This is a genomic window from Gottfriedia sp. OAE603 (genome assembly GCF_040543965.1).
GTDB classification, from domain to species: Bacteria; Bacillota; Bacilli; order Bacillales; family Bacillaceae_G; genus Gottfriedia; species Gottfriedia solisilvae.
Map to the genome: position 1 here is coordinate 1,331,693 of NZ_JBEUNN010000001.1, position 17,796 is coordinate 1,349,488.

The following is a 17,796-nucleotide window of genomic DNA, read 5'->3' on the forward strand; positions in this document are numbered from 1 at the left end:
TGGGGGGAAAGGATGTTTATCGGTGAATATCAACATAATATCGATGTAAAAGGACGTCTTATTATTCCTTCCAAATTTCGAGACAGGCTTGGTGAAACCTTCATTGTAACAAGAGGGTTGGATCAATGCTTATTTGGCTATTCAATGGCTGAATGGAGTGTAATTGAAGACAAACTGCGTACACTACCACTAACAAAAAAAGATGCAAGGGCATTTACTCGTTTTTTCTTCTCTGGAGCTATGGAATGTGAGATGGATAAGATGGGGAGAATTAATATTGCACCTACATTGCGTAGTTATGCAAAATTGGAAAAAGAATGCGTAGTAGTTGGTGTAACAAATCGAATTGAGATTTGGGATCAAACAACTTGGAATACATATATGAACGAGTCTGAGGAGTCATTTGGAGAACTAGCTGAAAATTTAATTGGATTTGACCTATAAAACCAAAAATCGTAAGTTCTAGTTCGTTTAGCGTCTTCCCATACGAGGGACCATAAGTGTGACGCTTATACATTTAAGATTGAGGTGAACAACATGTTTGAGCATATTACGGTTTTATTAAGAGAAACTGTTGATTCTTTAGATATAAAAAAAGATGGTATTTATGTAGACTGTACACTTGGCGGTGGAGGTCATAGCGAATACTTGCTATCACAGTTATCTTCTAAAGGAAGATTAATTGCGTTTGATCAAGATGAGACTGCAATTAGACATGCGAAAGAACGTTTAAAAGAGTATGAAAGTCAATTAACAATCGTAAAAAGTAATTTTAAACATATAAAAGAAGAGCTTCATCATTTAGGGATTTATGAAGTTGATGGAATTTTATTTGATTTAGGAGTTTCATCACCACAATTAGATGTTGCAGAGCGTGGTTTTAGTTTTCATCAAGATGCACCACTAGATATGAGAATGAATCAAGAGCAAACTTTATCGGCTTACGAGGTTGTAAACGATTGGCCATATGAACAACTTGTAAAAATATTCTTCCGATATGGCGAGGAAAAATTCTCAAAGCAGGTTGCTAGAAAAATTGAAGAATTGCGTGCTAAAAAACCAATTGAAACAACGTTTGAATTAGTCGAAATTATAAAGGATGCAATCCCTGCACCTGCTAGACGTACGGGTGGACATCCAGCAAAAAGGATATTCCAAGCGATTAGAATTGCTGTAAATGATGAACTTGGTGTATTTGAAGAAGCGCTAAAGGATGCAATCACATTGATTAAACCAACTGGAAGAATTAGTGTCATTACATTCCATTCTTTAGAGGATCGAATTTGTAAAACTATTTTCAAAGAGGCGAGCTCACTTCCACCTTTACCACCTGGATTACCGATTATTCCAGAAGAGTTTAAGCCGAAATTAAAGCTTATTACTCGTAAACCACTATTACCAACTGATGAAGAATTAGAAGCAAATAAAAGAGCAAGATCTGCAAAGTTAAGAGTAGCTGAAAAATTATAAAGGAGGGAAAACAATGAGTAATTTGGCAAGAAAGTTACAACAAAAACAAGTTACTGATTCGCAACTTAGACCTTCTATCAAGAAAAAAGCAAAAACGAAAAAATTATCAAAAGTAACACCGATTGAAAAGTTCCTTTATGTTTCATTTATTTTTGCATGCTTCTTTATTGGAACGAAAATCGTAAAAACACAAGCTGCAATTTTTGATACAAATATTAAAATTCAACAAGTGAAAAATGAAGTAGCAAAAGAAAAACAACATAATTCTGAATTAAAGATGAAAATAGACGAACTGAGTACTTATGACCGAATTTGGCAAAAAGCTAAAGAATTGGGATTAAAGATCGATAGTAATAATGTGAAGTTCACAGATTCTAGCAACTAGGAGATCATATTATGAGTAAGAAAAAGAATAAGTATACGAATTTAGGAATTCGATGGTTTTTTCTTGTAACTTTAGCATTTTTTATCTCACTCATAGCAAGAATTAGTTATTTACAATTAGCAGACACAGTAGAAGGTAGAAACTTAAAAGCATTTGCAGATGAGAATTATAATACATCACAAAAAATTCCTGCAAAAAGAGGTACCATATATGATGCAAATGGTGTTCCTCTTGCTGAAGAAGTAACTTCATATACTGTGTCTGCAGTACTAGATCCGAGTGCTTCTAAAAATTCTAAAATAAAAAGACATGTTGTTGATAAAGAAAAAACAGCAAAGCAATTGTCGGCTATTTTAGATGTAGATGAGTCGGAACTATTATCAATGTTAGGGAAACCAAAATATCAAGTTGAACTAGGACCAGGTGGAAGAAATATTTCTCAAAGCAAGAAAGAAAAAATTGAGAAATTACAGCTACCTGGTATTGTTTTTACTCCTTCACAAAAACGATATTATCCAAATGGTGTGTTCGCATCTCATACACTTGGTTATACGACAACAAATGATAATGGTGTTTTAGTAGGTGAAATGGGTCTTGAAAAATCATTAAATGATGAATTGAACGAAGAGGATGGTAAAAAAAGCTTTTTACGTGATCGCAAAGGAAATATCCTTCCTTATGAAAATGAAAAAGTTGATCCACCGCATAATGGTAATGACATTTATTTAACGATTGATACGAAGATTCAGAGTTTACTAGAAGATGCAATGACTAGAGTGGATAAAGAGTATGAACCTGAGAAAATCATGGCAATCGTGTCTGATCCAAAAACGGGTAAAATCGTAGCGATGGGAAATCGTCCGAGTTTTGATCCGAATATTAATGATATTACAAACTATACAAATGACCCAGTTTCTTATGCTTTTGAAGCCGGTTCAACAATGAAAATATTTACACTTGGTGCTTCCATGAATGAAGGAGTTTACAATGGTCATGAATATTTTCAATCTGGAAGATATAAAGTACCTGGTGGAGGTACTGTCCATGATGTAAATAGAAATGGTTGGGGCTCAATTACCTTTGATGAAGGGATACAGCGATCGTCAAACGTTGGAATTTCCATTCTATTAAACGAAAAATTAGGTCCGGAACGTTTCTTACAATACTATAAGAATTACGGGTTTACCAAAAAAACAGGGATTAATCTTCCTGGTGAATCAAGTGGACGATTAGTATACAAATATCCACTTGAAAAAACGACAACTGCTTTTGGACAAGGTTCAACAGTAACAGCCATTCAAATTATTCAGGCTGCCAGTGCAATTGCTAATAATGGAAGAATGATGCAACCTTATATTATTGATAAAATAGTTGATCATGATACGAGTAAAATTGTGAAAGATTATCATTCAGAAGTTGCTGGTAATCCGATTACGGCTGAAACAGCAAAAAATGAAAGAAAACTATTAGAAACTGTTGTAACGTCACCAAATGGTACTGGACATAATTATGCAATCAAAGGTTATACAGTTGCTGGTAAAACGGGTACTGCTCAGGTTGTTGATGAACATGGTAAATATATAAAGGGACATGGTGAAAATCTATTTTCTTTCATCGGTATGGCTCCCGCAAATGATCCAGAGCTTGTTGTTTATGTAGCAGTTCTTCGTCCTAAATTAAAAGAAACTGAGTTAGGATCTGACCCAGTATCTGAAATTTTTAGAAGTGTTACAAAAGGTGCACTTGAGTATATGAAGGTAGAACCTGCAGAAAATGCTGATATTAATGAGCTAGTTGATAAAGATAGTATTGAAATACCAGATTTAGAAGGTCTTTCTGTAAATGAAGCAAAATCTTTAGCAACCTCATTAGGCTTAAAGCCGATCTCGCTTGGAAGTGGGGATGAAGTAACTGGACAAACAATCACTTCAAAAACCCAAGTGGTAAGAGGAACAAAAATTTATTTAAAAACGAACGGCAAAAATAAAATGCCTTCTGTTATCGGTTGGTCCAAAGTGGATATAAATCGATTGAGTGAATTATTTAATTTAAAGCTTACAATAAAAGGTTCTGGTTATATTACAAGTCAAAGTATTAATAAAAATGCAGAATTAAGAGATCGAGACTTTTTAAGTGTAGAGTTAAATAAACCTCAGGAAAAGGTTGAGAAAGATAAACAAGTTAAAGTAGAGATCCAAGAGTAAACGATACAATAGACTTGGACTAATTCTAGATTGCTAGAATTAGTTCAAGGTCTATTGTATTTGGTACAAGCATATATTGAAACGAACATATTGTAGTAGAGGAGTGTTCGTTTAAATGCGAGTATCAAATGTAACCGTACGTAAACGTTTATTTTTTGTTTTTATTGGTGGTTTATTAATTTTTTCTATTATTGCGACAAGATTAGGGTATGTACAATTTGTATTAGGTGATGTTTTATCTGAACGTGCAAAAAACTCATGGAGTCGTGATATTCCATTTGAACCAAAACGTGGAGAAATCTTAGACCGTAATGGTGTTGCACTTGCAACAAATAAAAGTGCTCCTTCCGTTTTAGTCGTACCTAGACAAATTAAAGATCCAGAAATCGCGACAAAAAAACTTGCCCCTATCCTAAAAATCTCCGAGGTAAAGCTGTATAAAATTTTAACCAAAAGATCCAGTATGGAACATATTCGTACAGAAGGTATTAAAATTACAAATGAAAAAGCAAAAGAAATTAGGGATTTAAACCTAGAAGGCGTTTACATAGCTGAGGATTCAAAAAGATACTATCCATTTGGAAACTATCTTTCTCATGTGCTTGGTTTTGCGGGAATCGATAATCAAGGTCTGAACGGATTAGAGCTTTATTATGATAAGCAATTAAGTGGTGAAAAAGGTAGTGTGCAGTTTTATTCGGATGCAAAAGGCCAAAGAATGCCTAATATTGCAGATGATTACATCCCACCTGTTAATGGGCTTAATTTAAAGCTAACAATCGACTCTCGAATTCAAACAATATTAGAACGAGAAATGAACAATGCAACTGCTCAGTATAATCCTGATGCGATGATTGGAATCGCGATGAATCCAAAAACTGGCGAAATACTTGGAATGAGTAGTAGACCAGGATTTAACCCATCAAACTTTAAAAATGTTTCACCTGAAATATATAATCGAAATTTACCGGTATGGTCAAATTATGAACCAGGTTCTACTTTTAAGATTATTACACTTGCTGCTGCACTGAATGAAGGATTAGTTGATCTGAATAAAGACCATTTTTATGATGATGGAGCTGCAGAGGTTGCCGGTGCAAGATTACGATGCTGGAAAAGAGGCGGACATGGTTCACAATCTTTTTTAGAAGTTGTTCAAAATTCTTGTAACCCAGGATTTGTTGAATTAGGTAATCGTTTAGGTGAAGATAGACTTTTCCAATATATTCGTAATTTTGGTTTTGGCCAAAAAACTGGTATTGATTTACAAGGTGAAGGTACTGGAATTTTGTTTAGTATGGACCGTGTAGGACCAGTAGAAGCTGCAACAACTGCTTTTGGTCAAGGTGTATCAGTAACGCCAATACAGCAAGTAGCAGCTGTTTCTGCGGCAATTAACGGAGGTATATTATATCAACCATATATTGCTAAAGAATTTGTAGATCCAGTTACAAATGAAGTTGTTAGTCGGAAAACACCAATTGCTAAAAAAAGAGTCATTACACCAGAAACGTCTAAAAAAGTAAGACTTGCCCTTGAAAGTGTCGTAGCACAAGGTACAGGTAAGGGAGCATTCGTTGAAGGGTATCGTGTAGGTGGAAAAACTGGAACGGCACAAAAAGTAAAAGATGGCCGTTATGATGATAATAGTTTTATTGTTTCATTTATTGGGTTTGCACCCGCAGATGATCCACAAATCGTTGTTTATATTGCGGTTGATAATCCAAAGGGAACAGTACAATTCGGTGGTGTTGTAGCAGCACCAATTGTAGGAAATATTATTCGTGATAGTATGCAGGTATTAGGCGTTCCGCCAAGAAAAAATCAAATTGAAAGAGAATTTGTTTATGGGGATATTCCGACATATAAATTACCAAATTTAATTGGTTTAGAGAAAAAAGATTTGCAACAATTGCTAGATACTTTTACTATTGAATATAGTGGTAGTGGCAATGTTGTCATTGACCAAGCACCTAAAGCTGGTGTGAAGCTTAAAGAAGGCTCTAAAATCAGAATTTATTTAGGAACGAAAGAAGAAACTAAATCAAAGAAGAAAAATTGATTTAGTTCAATGAAAGGATTTGCTATGAAACTTCATACTTTACTATCAAGATTGCAACCTTTAGTGAAAACACCAACTGAAAATCCAGAAATCACTGGGGTTGAAATGGATTCCCGAAATGTAAAACCAGGATTCTTATTTATTTGTATCGATGGTTATACAGTTGATGGACATCAATATGTGAAACAAGCAGTAGAAAATGGCGCTGTAGCTATTTTGGCACAAAAACCAGTTGAAACGAATGTACCTGTTGCTTACGTTAAAGATACGCTTCGTTCTATGGCTGTTGTTGGGAATATGTTTTATCATAACCCAACTCAGAATTTAAATTTAGTTGGAATTACAGGTACAAATGGTAAAACAACTACATCTTACATTATTGAAGAGATTGTTAAGCACAATAAACAAAAAACTGGTGTTATTGGAACAATTGGAATGAAAATTGGTGATGAAGTATTTGAAACAAAAAATACAACACCAGATAGTTTAACACTACAATCAATGTTTGCAAAAATGGTAGACGCAAAAGTTGATACAGCAGTTATGGAAGTATCTTCTCATGCATTACATTTAGGTCGCGTTCATGGCTGTGAATATGATATTGCAGTATTTACGAATCTTTCTCAGGATCATTTAGATTACCATGGATCGATGGATGAATATAAAAAAGCAAAAGGACTTTTATTTTCACAATTGGGAAATAGTTTTTCTTCTGAAAAGAGAAAGTTCGCTATTTTAAATGGTGATGATGAAGCTTCTAAGGAATATATGACAAGTACTCAAGCGAATGTCTTAACTTATGGATTAAATAAGGACCATGATTTATTCGCAGATGAGATTGAATTAACAAACTCTGGAACTAGATTTGTACTACATTTCTTACATCAACAATATGTTGTTGAAATGAAATTAATTGGTACTTTTAATGTATATAATGTGTTAGCAGCAATTGGTGCAGGTATTGCTTTAGATATTAAGGTTGAAACAATTCTAGAAGCAATTTCTACATTAGAAGGTGTACCTGGTCGTTTCCAATCTGTAAATGCAGGGCAAGATTTCACTGTTATAGTAGATTATGCTCATACGCCAGACAGTTTAGAAAATGTATTAAAAACTGTTAAGCAATTTGCAAAAAATGATGTGTATACTGTTGTTGGTTGTGGTGGCGATCGAGATCGTACAAAACGTCCATTAATGGGGAAAATTGCAGCGGACCTTTCTACCCAAGCTATCTTCACATCAGATAATCCTAGAACAGAGGACCCAATTTTAATTTTAGAAGACATGAAATTCGGTTTGGAGCATAATAATATAACGGTAATAGAAGATCGTAAAAAAGCAATTACATTTGCGATTGAGAATGCTAAAAAACATGATATTATTGTTATTGCTGGTAAAGGGCATGAAACATATCAAATTGTTGGAACGAATGTAACTCATTTTGATGATGTTGAAGAAGCTAAAGAGGCTATTTTGCAAAGAAGAGGATAATGTCCTCTTTTTTGTAATGCCAAAAAATATTTAATTAATAAATAATTCTATTTAAAAGAATTAAACTATTACATAACTAAGAAAGTGATTTGGAAAGGAGGGCGTATAATGCTTGAACCGTCAATTTTAGTTGCTATGATTACAGCATTTATCATTGCAGTCATTTTATCGCCTATTTTTATACCGTACTTAAGAAAACTTAAATTTGGACAGAGTATTCGTGATGAAGGTCCAAAATCTCATAAAAAGAAATCAGGAACCCCAACAATGGGTGGAATCATCATATTAATTGCATTAAGTTTATCTGCAATTTTTATTTCAATGTACTTTGATGTATTATCGACACGAACATTTATTTTACTATTTGTAACTGTTTGTTTCGGTATTATTGGATTTTTAGACGATTACATAAAAGTAGTTAAGAAAAGAAATCTTGGATTAACTTCGAAACAAAAATTTATCTGTCAGGTAATCGTATCAATTATTGTATTTTTCGCTATTAAATCAACCGGAGTATCTACTTCAGTAGCAATTCCAGGTACGGGATATGAAATTGATTTAGGATTTATATATGCATTATTAATAATCTTCATGTTAGTTGGAACTTCTAATGCTGTTAATTTAACGGATGGATTAGATGGATTGGTGTCTGGTACTGCTGCAATTGCATTCGGTGCATATGCAGTGCTTGCATATAATCTACAACAACTTGATGTTGCTATTTTTTCGATTGCTGTAGTAGGTGCAGTTTTAGGATTTTTAGTATTTAATGCACATCCTGCAAAGGTCTTTATGGGTGATACAGGTTCATTGGCTTTAGGTGGCGCATTAGCTGCAATTGCAATCGTTACGAATTTAGAAATTTTACTTGTGATCATCGGAGGCGTATTCGTTATTGAAACCCTTTCTGTAATGATTCAGGTAGCGTCGTTTAAAGCGACTGGTAAAAGAGTATTCAAAATGAGCCCACTACATCACCACTATGAATTATCTGGATGGTCTGAATGGAGAGTAGTCGTTACATTTTGGTTTGTAGGGTTGCTTTTTGCATTATTAGGAATCTATATCGAGGTGTGGATGTAATTGAAAAATGTGGGGATTTTCAATCAAAAGAATGTACTAGTTTTAGGTATGGCCAAAAGCGGTTATGCTGCAAGTCAACTTTTAAAAAAATTAGGTGCAATTGTTACTGTTAACGATCGTACGCCATTCGAACAAAATGAAATTGCACAAAAACTTAAAAATGAAGGGTTTAACGTAATATGCGGGGAGCATCCTTTAAGTCTGTTAGAAAATGAACTGTACTGTATTGTGAAGAATCCTGGTATCCCTTACTCTAATCCTCTATTAATTGAAGCTGAAAAAAGAAATATTCCAATCTATACAGAAATTGAGCTTGCTTATTTAATAAGTGAAGCTCCGTTTATTGGAATCACAGGTTCAAATGGGAAAACGACTACTACTACATTAGCACTAAATATGTTGGAACAAGGCAATAAACAACCATTAGTTGCTGGGAATATTGGTACAGTTGCATGCGAAGTAGCAGAAAAGGCGACAAGTAATAATATTATTGTAACAGAGCTGTCTTCATTTCAATTAATGGGTATTGATGAGTTTAAACCTAAAATTTCTCTGGTGACGAATATATTTGAAGCTCATCTAGATTATCATGGTACGAAAGAAGAATATGTAAAAGCGAAAGCAAATATATTCAAAAATCAATCCGAAGATGATTTTGCAATTGTAAATTTTGATGATGAAAATGTAATGACTATGGTGAAACATACAAAAGCAACAATCATTCCATTTTCTTCGACTAAGGTTGTAGAAGAAGGAGCATACGTTAATGAAGGCTCGATTTATTTTAAACAACAAAAAGTCATTGAAGTAGAGAAGATTGTTTTACCAGGAAAACATAATTTAGAAAATATCCTTGCTGCTGTGGTAATTGCTAAGCTGTTAGATGTTGATCATGCAGCGATTGAACAAGTGTTAACAACATTCACAGGGGTAGAACATAGGCTTCAATATGTAACTGAAATCAAACAACGAAAATTCTATAATGATTCGAAAGCAACAAATATTTTGGCTACTCAAAAAGCCATCTCATCTTTCCAAAAGCCAGTAATCTTAATTGCAGGTGGATTAGATCGCGGGAATGATTTTGATGATCTAATTCCATATTTCAATAATGTGAAAAATATGATTACATATGGTCAAACGAGAGATAAATTAATTGACTCAGCAAAAAAAGCAGGAATGAAAGCAGTAAAATCGGTTGATAATGTTGAGGATGCTGTAAAAGAAGCATTCGCTCATTCAGAAGTTGGAGATATCATTTTATTGTCGCCTGCATGTGCTAGTTGGGATCAATTTAAGACTTTTGAAGAACGTGGTAATAAATTTATACAAGCAGTGCATAAGTTAAAGTAAGGCTTGTTTAATTCAAAAGTTGAGGTGTATAGAAGTGCCAACAAAGAAAAATAGTCCTGACATGATTCTAGTTCTCGTTACGTTATCATTATTAACAGTCGGTATGATTATGGTTTATAGTGCTAGTGCAATATGGGCATCTTATAAGTTTCATGATTCGTTCTTTTTTGCAAAGCGGCAATTGTTATTTGCAGGTGTTGGAGTAATTGGTATGTTTATTGTTTCTAACATCGATTATTGGTTATTTCGGACCCACGCAAAAAAAATTCTAATTGTTTGTTTTATTATGTTGGTACTCGTCCTAATTCCGGGCGTTGGTTTAGTTCGTGGTGGAGCGAGAAGCTGGATTGGAATCGGAGCTTTCTCAATTCAACCATCAGAATTTATGAAACTCGGAATGATGGTTTTCCTATCAAAATATTTAGCTGAAAATCAAAAAAATATTACATCATTTAAAAAGGGTTTAATGCCAACATTAGGTCTTGTGTTCTTAGCATTTGGTTTAATTATGCTTCAACCAGACTTAGGAACTGGAACGGTAATGGTTGGTACTTGTGTCATAATCATATTTGTAGCAGGTGCAAGAATATCTCATTTTATGGGATTAGGATTAGTTGGAATTGCAGGCTTTGTAGCTTTAATTGCCTCAGCACCATACCGGATAAAAAGGATTACTTCCTTTTTAGATCCGTGGTCTGACCCGCTAGGAACCGGATTTCAAATTATTCAATCACTATATGCAATTGGACCAGGTGGATTATTTGGTCTAGGTTTAGGTCAAAGCAGACAAAAGTTTATGTACTTACCTGAACCGCAAACAGATTTTATTTTTGCAATTTTATCAGAGGAATTAGGATTTATCGGAGGTTCATTTGTCATTTTATTATTTTCTTTCTTATTATGGCGTGGAATCCGAATTGCACTAAGTTCGCCTGATTTATTTGGTACATTCCTTGCAGTAGGAATCGTTTCAATGATTGCAATACAAGTAATGATTAATATTGGTGTTGTTATAGGGTTAATGCCTGTTACTGGAATAACATTACCGTTTTTAAGCTATGGCGGTTCATCATTAACATTGATGCTTTTAGCTGTAGGTGTATTATTAAATATTAGCAGACACGCACGTTCGTAAAAGGGCCGACTCGATGGAACAAGTACGCAGTTTTTGATTATGTCAAATTATTAGACATAAATCAAAAAAGTACTTAGAATTTCTAATTGAGTCGGTCATTTTTATTTTTCTATAAAAAAGAATTAGAAAGAATTACGTAAAGTGGTATAATAGCTACTTAACAACTTATCAATTTACATATTGTATTGATATTTAGGAGGATCTTTATGAAAATTTTAGTTAGTGGTGGGGGTACTGGTGGACATATTTATCCAGCACTTGCGCTAATTAAAGAGTTGAAAAAACAAGATTCCAATGTAGAATGTTTATATGTTGGTACAGAAAATGGACTTGAAAAAGGTATCGTAACAAAACAAAACATACCATTTAAATCAATCGTCATATCAGGATTTAAAAGAAGTCTATCACTTGAAAATTTTAAAACAATTTATCGTTTCTTAAAAGGTGTTTCTGATAGCAAAAAAATTATTCGTGAATTTAATCCTGACGTAGTTGTTGGTACTGGTGGCTATGTATGTGGTCCTGTAGTATATGCTGCAGCAAAATTAGGTATTCCAACAGTTATTCACGAACAAAATAGTGTGCCAGGTTTAACAAATAAATTTTTAAATCGCTATGTTACAAAGGTTGCAATTTGTTTTGATGAAGTTGCTAATCATTTTACGAAAGAAAAAGTAGTGTTTACTGGTAATCCACGTGCTTCTGAAGTTGTAGGAGAACCTAATCCAACAGTTTTACAGTCATTAGGTTTGGATAAAGGGAAAAGTACTGTATTAATCGTTGGTGGATCAAGAGGTGCTAGACCAATCCATCAAGCGTTTTTAAAAAGTGTGAGTGAGCTTGGTGAAAAGAATTATCAAATGATCTATGTAACAGGTGACGCTCACTATGATGCGGTTATTCAAGAAATCAATAAAGTAGGTAATCCATCAAATGTAGTGATCAAGCCTTTTTTACACAATATGCCTGAGGTTTTAAGAGAAGTAGATTTAGTCGTATCAAGAGCAGGCGCAACAACTCTTGCTGAATTGACAGCATTAGGTAAGCCGAGTATATTGATTCCTAGCCCATATGTAACGAATAATCATCAAGAAATAAATGCTCGATCACTTGAAAAAAATGGCGCAGCAATCGTCATTTTAGAAAAAGATTTTCAAAATGAATATTTGGTAAATGAAATTGAAAAAGTATTATTAAATCCTATCAAACTTGAAGAAATGAAACGTGCAGCTTTAGAAATAGGTGTTCCAGATGCCGCAAACAAATTAGTAAAAGTATTAGAAGAAATAAGAAAGTAGAACCATGCACGAACAAGTTAGAAAATCTATAAATATGTATCATAGGATGCTACAAGCTAAAGGGGGAAAAGCTTAGAATGTTTGAAACTAGATTAAAGGAAATCGTCAAGGACTCGAGTCTTCTAATGAATGAGCCTTTAGCAAATCATACTACAATGAAAATAGGTGGACCTGCTGATTATTTGGTCATACCTAAAAATGTCAATGAAATAAAAGAGATCATTCAACTTGCAAAAGAAAATAATATCAATGTTACCGTTATTGGAAGAGGATCGAATTTACTTGTGTCTGATAATGGTATTGAAGGTGTTGTCATTAAAATAAGTGATTGTTTAGATCATATAGAAATAGATGGGACAAAAGTTTTAGTTGGAGCAGGTTACTCTGTCATTCGTCTTGCTACCCAGTTGAGTAGAAAAGGATTTTCGGGATTAGAGTTTGCTAGTGGCATTCCAGGAAGTGTTGGTGGAGCTGTCTATATGAACGCAGGTGCACACCAATCTGACTTTTCAAAGATTACGACTAAAGCCCATATTATTTTCCAAGATGGGTCAATGGAATGGCTTACGAATGAACAACTAGAATTTTCGTATCGTACGTCTGTCCTACAAAAAAAGCGTCAAGGATTTGTTTTAGAAGCTGAATTACAATTAGAAGAAGGTTCAAAAGAAGTATCTTCTGCATTAATGCAGAAAAATAAGGATTATCGCAGAGAAACGCAACCTTGGAATTTCCCATGTGCTGGAAGTATTTTCCGTAATCCCCTTCCGCAATATGCAGGGAATCTAATTGAACTAGCAAACTTAAAAGGTTACCAAATTGGTGGAGCGAAAATTTCTGAAATGCATGGAAACTTTATTGTGAATGCAGGGAACGCAACATCAAAGGATGTTCTAGAATTAATTGAATACATTAAGAAAACTATATTAGAAAAATTTAATGTAGAACTTGAAACTGAAGTTGAAATAGTTGGTAAAAAAATGTAAGTTTCTTAAAAACAATTGAAATTATATGCTATAATTTAAGGTAGCATATAGTGACCAAGATAGAATGGCATTTTATATGCTATTCTATTTTTTATTATTCTTAAATTACATCCGATGTATAAGTAAGAATATTGAAGTGGACTTTGATAATGGAGGCATAAACATGCAAGAAAATAAGATAATTAGTTTAGAAGACCGTGTTCCGATCTTGCGTAATAAAAAACGTAAAAAAGCAAATATACGTTTACTAATGACAATTTTATTGTTTTTTTCTTTGCTTTTATGCGTATTATATTTCCAAACATCCATTGGTTCAGAAATAAATTTAGAAATTAAAGGAAATAACCTATATACAGATAAAGAAATTCAAAAATTAGCCGATTTAAACCAAGACGATAGCTTTTTGACAATTTATTCAAAAAAGGTGATTCAAAAGCTTGAAAGTAGAAATACGATTCAATCTGCAGAGGTACATAAAAGGTTTCCGAATAAAGTAGAAATCGTCATAAAAGAATATCAACCAATCGGACAAGCAATGTTTGATGGAAAAAAACATTTACTTCTTGAAAGTGGTATGTTACTGAAGGATAATCATTCCCTAGAAAATACAACGATTCCTGAACTAAATGGATGGAGCCAAGGTGATGAACTACAAGAATTAGCGGTTGAACTATCGAAACTACCAAAAAGTATATTCCACTCAATTTCTGAAATAGATTATACCCCAAGTAAGGATGATCCTTTACTTGTTACTGTTTTTATGAATGAAGGTTACGAAGTGAAGACGACAATTAGAAAATTTTCAAACAAAATGTCTAATTATCCGATTATTTTAAAGTCAATTCCTAAAAATAAAAAAGGGGTTATTCATTTAGAAGTAGGAGCTTATTTTGCTCCATATGAAACGAATGTTACAAATGTTATAAAATAACGGTAATAACATTAGAAAACAGTACTTTTAAGCCTTTTTTATCTGTTTATGTTAGTGTAGACTAATAGATAAATAGAAATTATTGAAAAAAATTAAAAAGATTGTGAAAAATGCAAATAAAAAAGAGGGAAATCCCTTGTGAATGTTGAATAGTTTTTCATATATGTTATTTAAGAATGAATTGATGTTCGATTATAATAGATAGAGAGAAAAAGGAGGTGCCATCATGAACAGCAATGAGATCTATGTGAGTCTTGACGTTGGAACTTCGACGATTAAAGTTATTATTGGCGAACTAGTTAACGACACACTAAACATTATCGGCGTAGGTAATGTGAAATCTTCTGGCTTAAAACGTGGTTCGATAGTTGATATAGATGAAACAGTTACTTCCATCAAAAAAGCTATTGATCAAGCAGAAAGAATGGTTGGCATTCACATTGACAAAGTAATAGTAGGGGTAAGTGCAAACCAAGTTCAATTAATTAGCACAAATGGAGTAGTGGCAGTTTCTAAAGAAAATAAAGAAATTGATAATGAAGATGTTCTTAGAGTAATGGATCAGGCACAAGTTATTTCAATTCCACCTGAAAGGGAAATTATTGATGTCGTTCCTCATGAATACATTGTAGATGGCCTTTCAGAAGTAAAAGACCCTAGAGGAATGATTGGGGTTAGATTGGAAATGGAAGGTACATTAATCACTGGTTCAAGAACACTTGTACATAATATTTTACGTTGTGTTGAAAGAGCAGGTTTAGAAGTTACTGACATTTGTTTACAACCAATGGCTGCAAGTACAATTGCTTTAAAACAAGATGAGAAAAACTTAGGTGTAGCTTTAGTTGATATTGGCGGCGGTTCTACGACAATCTCTGTATTCAGAGAAGGTGTGTTAATTGCAACTTCTGTATTGCCAGTAGGTGGCGAACACATTACGAAGGACTTATCAATTGGATTAAAGACATCAACTGAAGATGCTGAAAAGATAAAAGTGAAATTTGGACATGCTTTTTATGATACTGCTTTAACTGAAGAAGTATTAAGTGTTCCAATCATGGGAAGCGAACAGCATCACCAATATAGTCAACAAGAAATATCAGATGTAATTGAAGCAAGGTTAGAAGAGATCTTCTTAATGGTTCAAAATGAACTATCAAGAATGAGGGGAAGTAATCTACCTGGTGGATTTGTATTAACTGGTGGTACTGTATCAATGACAGGTGTTATTGATTTAGCTCAAAGAGTATTTAAAAATAATGTAAGGATTGCAACGCCTGATTATATAGGTGTTCGCGAACCTCAATACATTACTGGTGTTGGACTAATAAGATATGCTTTTTATAAATCAAAAATGCGCGGTAAAAAACTTAGCTCTAATATCGCTTTCGAATCGAATGAACGAAAACCTGTAGCTGTTACAAATTCAAATACAAAACCAAAACAGCAGGATGAAGAACGTGTCATGAGTAAAGTTAAAAGCATTTTTAAGTATTTATGGGATTAATTTTGTGATGAATTTGAAATAGTAGGGGGATCAGTCATGTTAGATTTTGATACAAACTTAGATGCGTTAGCGAAAATAAAAGTAATTGGTGTAGGTGGCGGTGGAAACAATGCCGTTAACCGTATGATAGAACATGGCGTACAAGGTGTAGACTTTATCGCTGTGAATACAGATGCACAAGCACTTAATCTTTCTAAAGCAGATGTTAGAATGCAAATCGGTGGCAAATTAACTCGTGGTTTAGGTGCAGGTGCTAATCCAGAGGTTGGTAAAAAAGCTGCTGAAGAAAGCAGAGAACAATTACAAGAAGCTCTTAAAGGAGCTGATATGGTATTCGTAACTGCTGGTATGGGTGGCGGTACTGGTACAGGTGCAGCACCGGTAATTGCACAAGTTGCTAAAGAACTTGGCGCACTAACTGTTGGGGTTGTAACTCGTCCATTTACATTTGAAGGTAGAAAACGTTCAACACAAGCAGCAACTGGTATTGCTGCAATGAAGGAAAGTGTTGATACACTAATTGTTATTCCAAACGATCGTCTATTAGAAATCGTTGACCGTAACACGCCAATGTTAGAAGCTTTCCGTGAAGCTGATAATGTATTACGACAAGGTGTTCAAGGTATTTCTGACTTAATCGCTGTACCTGGATTAATCAACCTTGACTTTGCTGACGTAAAAACAATTATGTCAAATAAAGGTTCTGCATTAATGGGAATTGGTGTTGCCGGTGGAGAAAACCGTGCAGCTGAAGCAGCTAAAAAGGCTATTTCAAGTCCATTACTTGAAACGTCAATTAATGGTGCTCAAGGTGTGTTAATGAATATTACTGGTGGTACAAACTTAAGCTTATATGAAGTGCAAGAAGCTGCAGATATCGTTTCTACTGCATGTGATGCTGAAGTAAATATGATTTTCGGTTCTGTTATTAATGAGAACTTAAAAGATGAAATCATCGTTACAGTGATTGCTACAGGTTTTGAAGGGGTAGTTGCTCCTACGCCAGCTCAAAAGCAAATTCAAAGACCATCAATTTCTTCACCAAGTCAATCAACTCAAACGACTGTAAAACGTGAAATGGTTCGTGAAGAAGCACCTGTTGTAGAAACTACAAAGAATATTACAAGTCTAGATGATTTAGATATTCCGGCTTTCTTACGTAATCGTAAAAAGCGCTAATCACTCAAGCAAAACCAAGAAAAGTAGTTAGTTCTTTTCTTGGTTTTTTATTTTGTCCTTTATTTTGAATGTACTTCTAAAAAAATAGGCTCTGTTAATATTAATTGTAGATTTTAGCTAAATACATTAAGAGTATGGAATGAGAATAGCTGGTTCGAGAGTAATTGGAATGGAAGGTGCCAAGACTCCTATGGGAGATGCGGTAAACTTGAGGTCCCCCGAAGTCCAAGTAAGGTAGGCATGCTAAAACCACGACGTCCTGTCGTAACGCAAGCATGATCCACGATCCACATCGTGTGGACCCGAAGGCTCAGGGTCGTCATGCCCAATGGAAAACGAATTACCTGGAATGGAAATCAACATTCTTTTTTAACAGAGCCAAAAAATAAAAAAGAAGACCCTATATATGTTCCTAATTCTACAATTTTTTTAGGTGTGATTAATCAGACTAAATCACATCAATAATGGATATGTAAACTCCATATAGAGTTTACATATCCATTATTGAATTTATCAGTGCGTTAGATAATTACTACTCCATGATGTTCCATTTTAGAGGATCATGAGCCGTGCCGCTTGAAAAATGATAGGTAGGGATGCTAAAAACACTACATCCTTCAGTATCTTATGCATGCCCCATATCCTGGTGGCTTTAACATTCCCACATCTCAGTCAGAGTCTCACATTATCCGTTGTTATCAACTTCTATCTT

General features: G+C 34.1%; 14 protein-coding genes. All 14 read left to right on the forward strand.

Translation table 11 applies throughout. The features are described from left to right. The first annotated feature begins 12 nt into the window (after window positions 1–12). The 14 genes from mraZ to ftsZ all read left to right on the forward strand — a co-directional run bounded on the left by mraZ (window position 13) and on the right by ftsZ (window position 17,084). Window positions 13–444, forward strand: a complete 432-nt coding sequence (gene mraZ / locus ABID96_RS06650) for a division/cell wall cluster transcriptional repressor MraZ (RefSeq protein WP_192601346.1) — start codon at window positions 13–15, stop codon at window positions 442–444. Window positions 445–537: 93 nt separating this feature from the next. Then, complete coding sequence (gene rsmH, locus ABID96_RS06655) at window positions 538–1,470, forward strand: 16S rRNA (cytosine(1402)-N(4))-methyltransferase RsmH (protein WP_192601347.1); 933 nt, start codon at window positions 538–540, stop codon at window positions 1,468–1,470. A 13-nt stretch (window positions 1,471–1,483) separates the two neighbouring features. Continuing rightward, window positions 1,484–1,855 carry a cell division protein FtsL gene (ftsL, locus tag ABID96_RS06660; protein WP_192601348.1) on the forward strand — a complete coding sequence of 124 codons (372 nt, stop codon included), beginning with the start codon at window positions 1,484–1,486 and terminating at the stop codon, window positions 1,853–1,855. 11 nt (window positions 1,856–1,866) lie between these two features. Next, window positions 1,867–4,059: a penicillin-binding protein gene (locus tag ABID96_RS06665; protein WP_192601349.1), complete on the forward strand. Its 2,193-nt coding sequence runs from the start codon at window positions 1,867–1,869 to the stop codon at window positions 4,057–4,059. 115 nt (window positions 4,060–4,174) lie between these two features. Next, window positions 4,175–6,121: a stage V sporulation protein D gene (locus ABID96_RS06670; protein ID WP_192601350.1), complete on the forward strand. Its 1,947-nt coding sequence runs from the start codon at window positions 4,175–4,177 to the stop codon at window positions 6,119–6,121. A 24-nt stretch (window positions 6,122–6,145) separates the two neighbouring features. After that, window positions 6,146–7,612: a UDP-N-acetylmuramoyl-L-alanyl-D-glutamate--2,6-diaminopimelate ligase gene (locus ABID96_RS06675; RefSeq protein WP_192601351.1), complete on the forward strand. Its 1,467-nt coding sequence runs from the start codon at window positions 6,146–6,148 to the stop codon at window positions 7,610–7,612. A 108-nt stretch (window positions 7,613–7,720) separates the two neighbouring features. Beyond that, entirely contained in the window at window positions 7,721–8,695 is a 975-nt protein-coding gene (mraY, locus tag ABID96_RS06680; protein WP_192601352.1) for a phospho-N-acetylmuramoyl-pentapeptide-transferase, read from the forward strand. Then, on the forward strand, window positions 8,696–10,048 hold the full coding sequence (murD, locus tag ABID96_RS06685; RefSeq protein WP_192601353.1) for a UDP-N-acetylmuramoyl-L-alanine--D-glutamate ligase: 1,353 nt from the start codon (window positions 8,696–8,698) through the stop codon (window positions 10,046–10,048). It begins immediately after the preceding gene. Window positions 10,049–10,109: 61 nt separating this feature from the next. Continuing rightward, complete coding sequence (gene spoVE / locus ABID96_RS06690; protein ID WP_088000455.1) at window positions 10,110–11,183, forward strand: stage V sporulation protein E; 1,074 nt, start codon at window positions 10,110–10,112, stop codon at window positions 11,181–11,183. Between the two features lie 206 nt (window positions 11,184–11,389). Beyond that, window positions 11,390–12,481, forward strand: coding sequence for an undecaprenyldiphospho-muramoylpentapeptide beta-N-acetylglucosaminyltransferase (murG, locus tag ABID96_RS06695; RefSeq protein ID WP_192601354.1), 1,092 nt, complete (start codon window positions 11,390–11,392; stop codon window positions 12,479–12,481). A 77-nt stretch (window positions 12,482–12,558) separates the two neighbouring features. Continuing rightward, window positions 12,559–13,467 (forward strand): UDP-N-acetylmuramate dehydrogenase, encoded by a 909-nt coding sequence (gene murB / locus ABID96_RS06700; protein ID WP_192601355.1) that lies wholly within the window; start codon window positions 12,559–12,561, stop codon window positions 13,465–13,467. Between the two features lie 163 nt (window positions 13,468–13,630). Then, the gene (locus tag ABID96_RS06705) at window positions 13,631–14,398 is read left to right on the forward strand and encodes a cell division protein FtsQ/DivIB (protein ID WP_192601356.1); all 768 of its coding nucleotides are present in this window, start codon (window positions 13,631–13,633) and stop codon (window positions 14,396–14,398) included. Between the two features lie 226 nt (window positions 14,399–14,624). Continuing rightward, complete coding sequence (ftsA, locus tag ABID96_RS06710) at window positions 14,625–15,905, forward strand: cell division protein FtsA (protein ID WP_088000260.1); 1,281 nt, start codon at window positions 14,625–14,627, stop codon at window positions 15,903–15,905. A 36-nt stretch (window positions 15,906–15,941) separates the two neighbouring features. Then, on the forward strand, window positions 15,942–17,084 hold the full coding sequence (ftsZ, locus tag ABID96_RS06715; protein WP_192601357.1) for a cell division protein FtsZ: 1,143 nt from the start codon (window positions 15,942–15,944) through the stop codon (window positions 17,082–17,084). Window positions 17,085–17,796 lie beyond the last annotated feature (712 nt).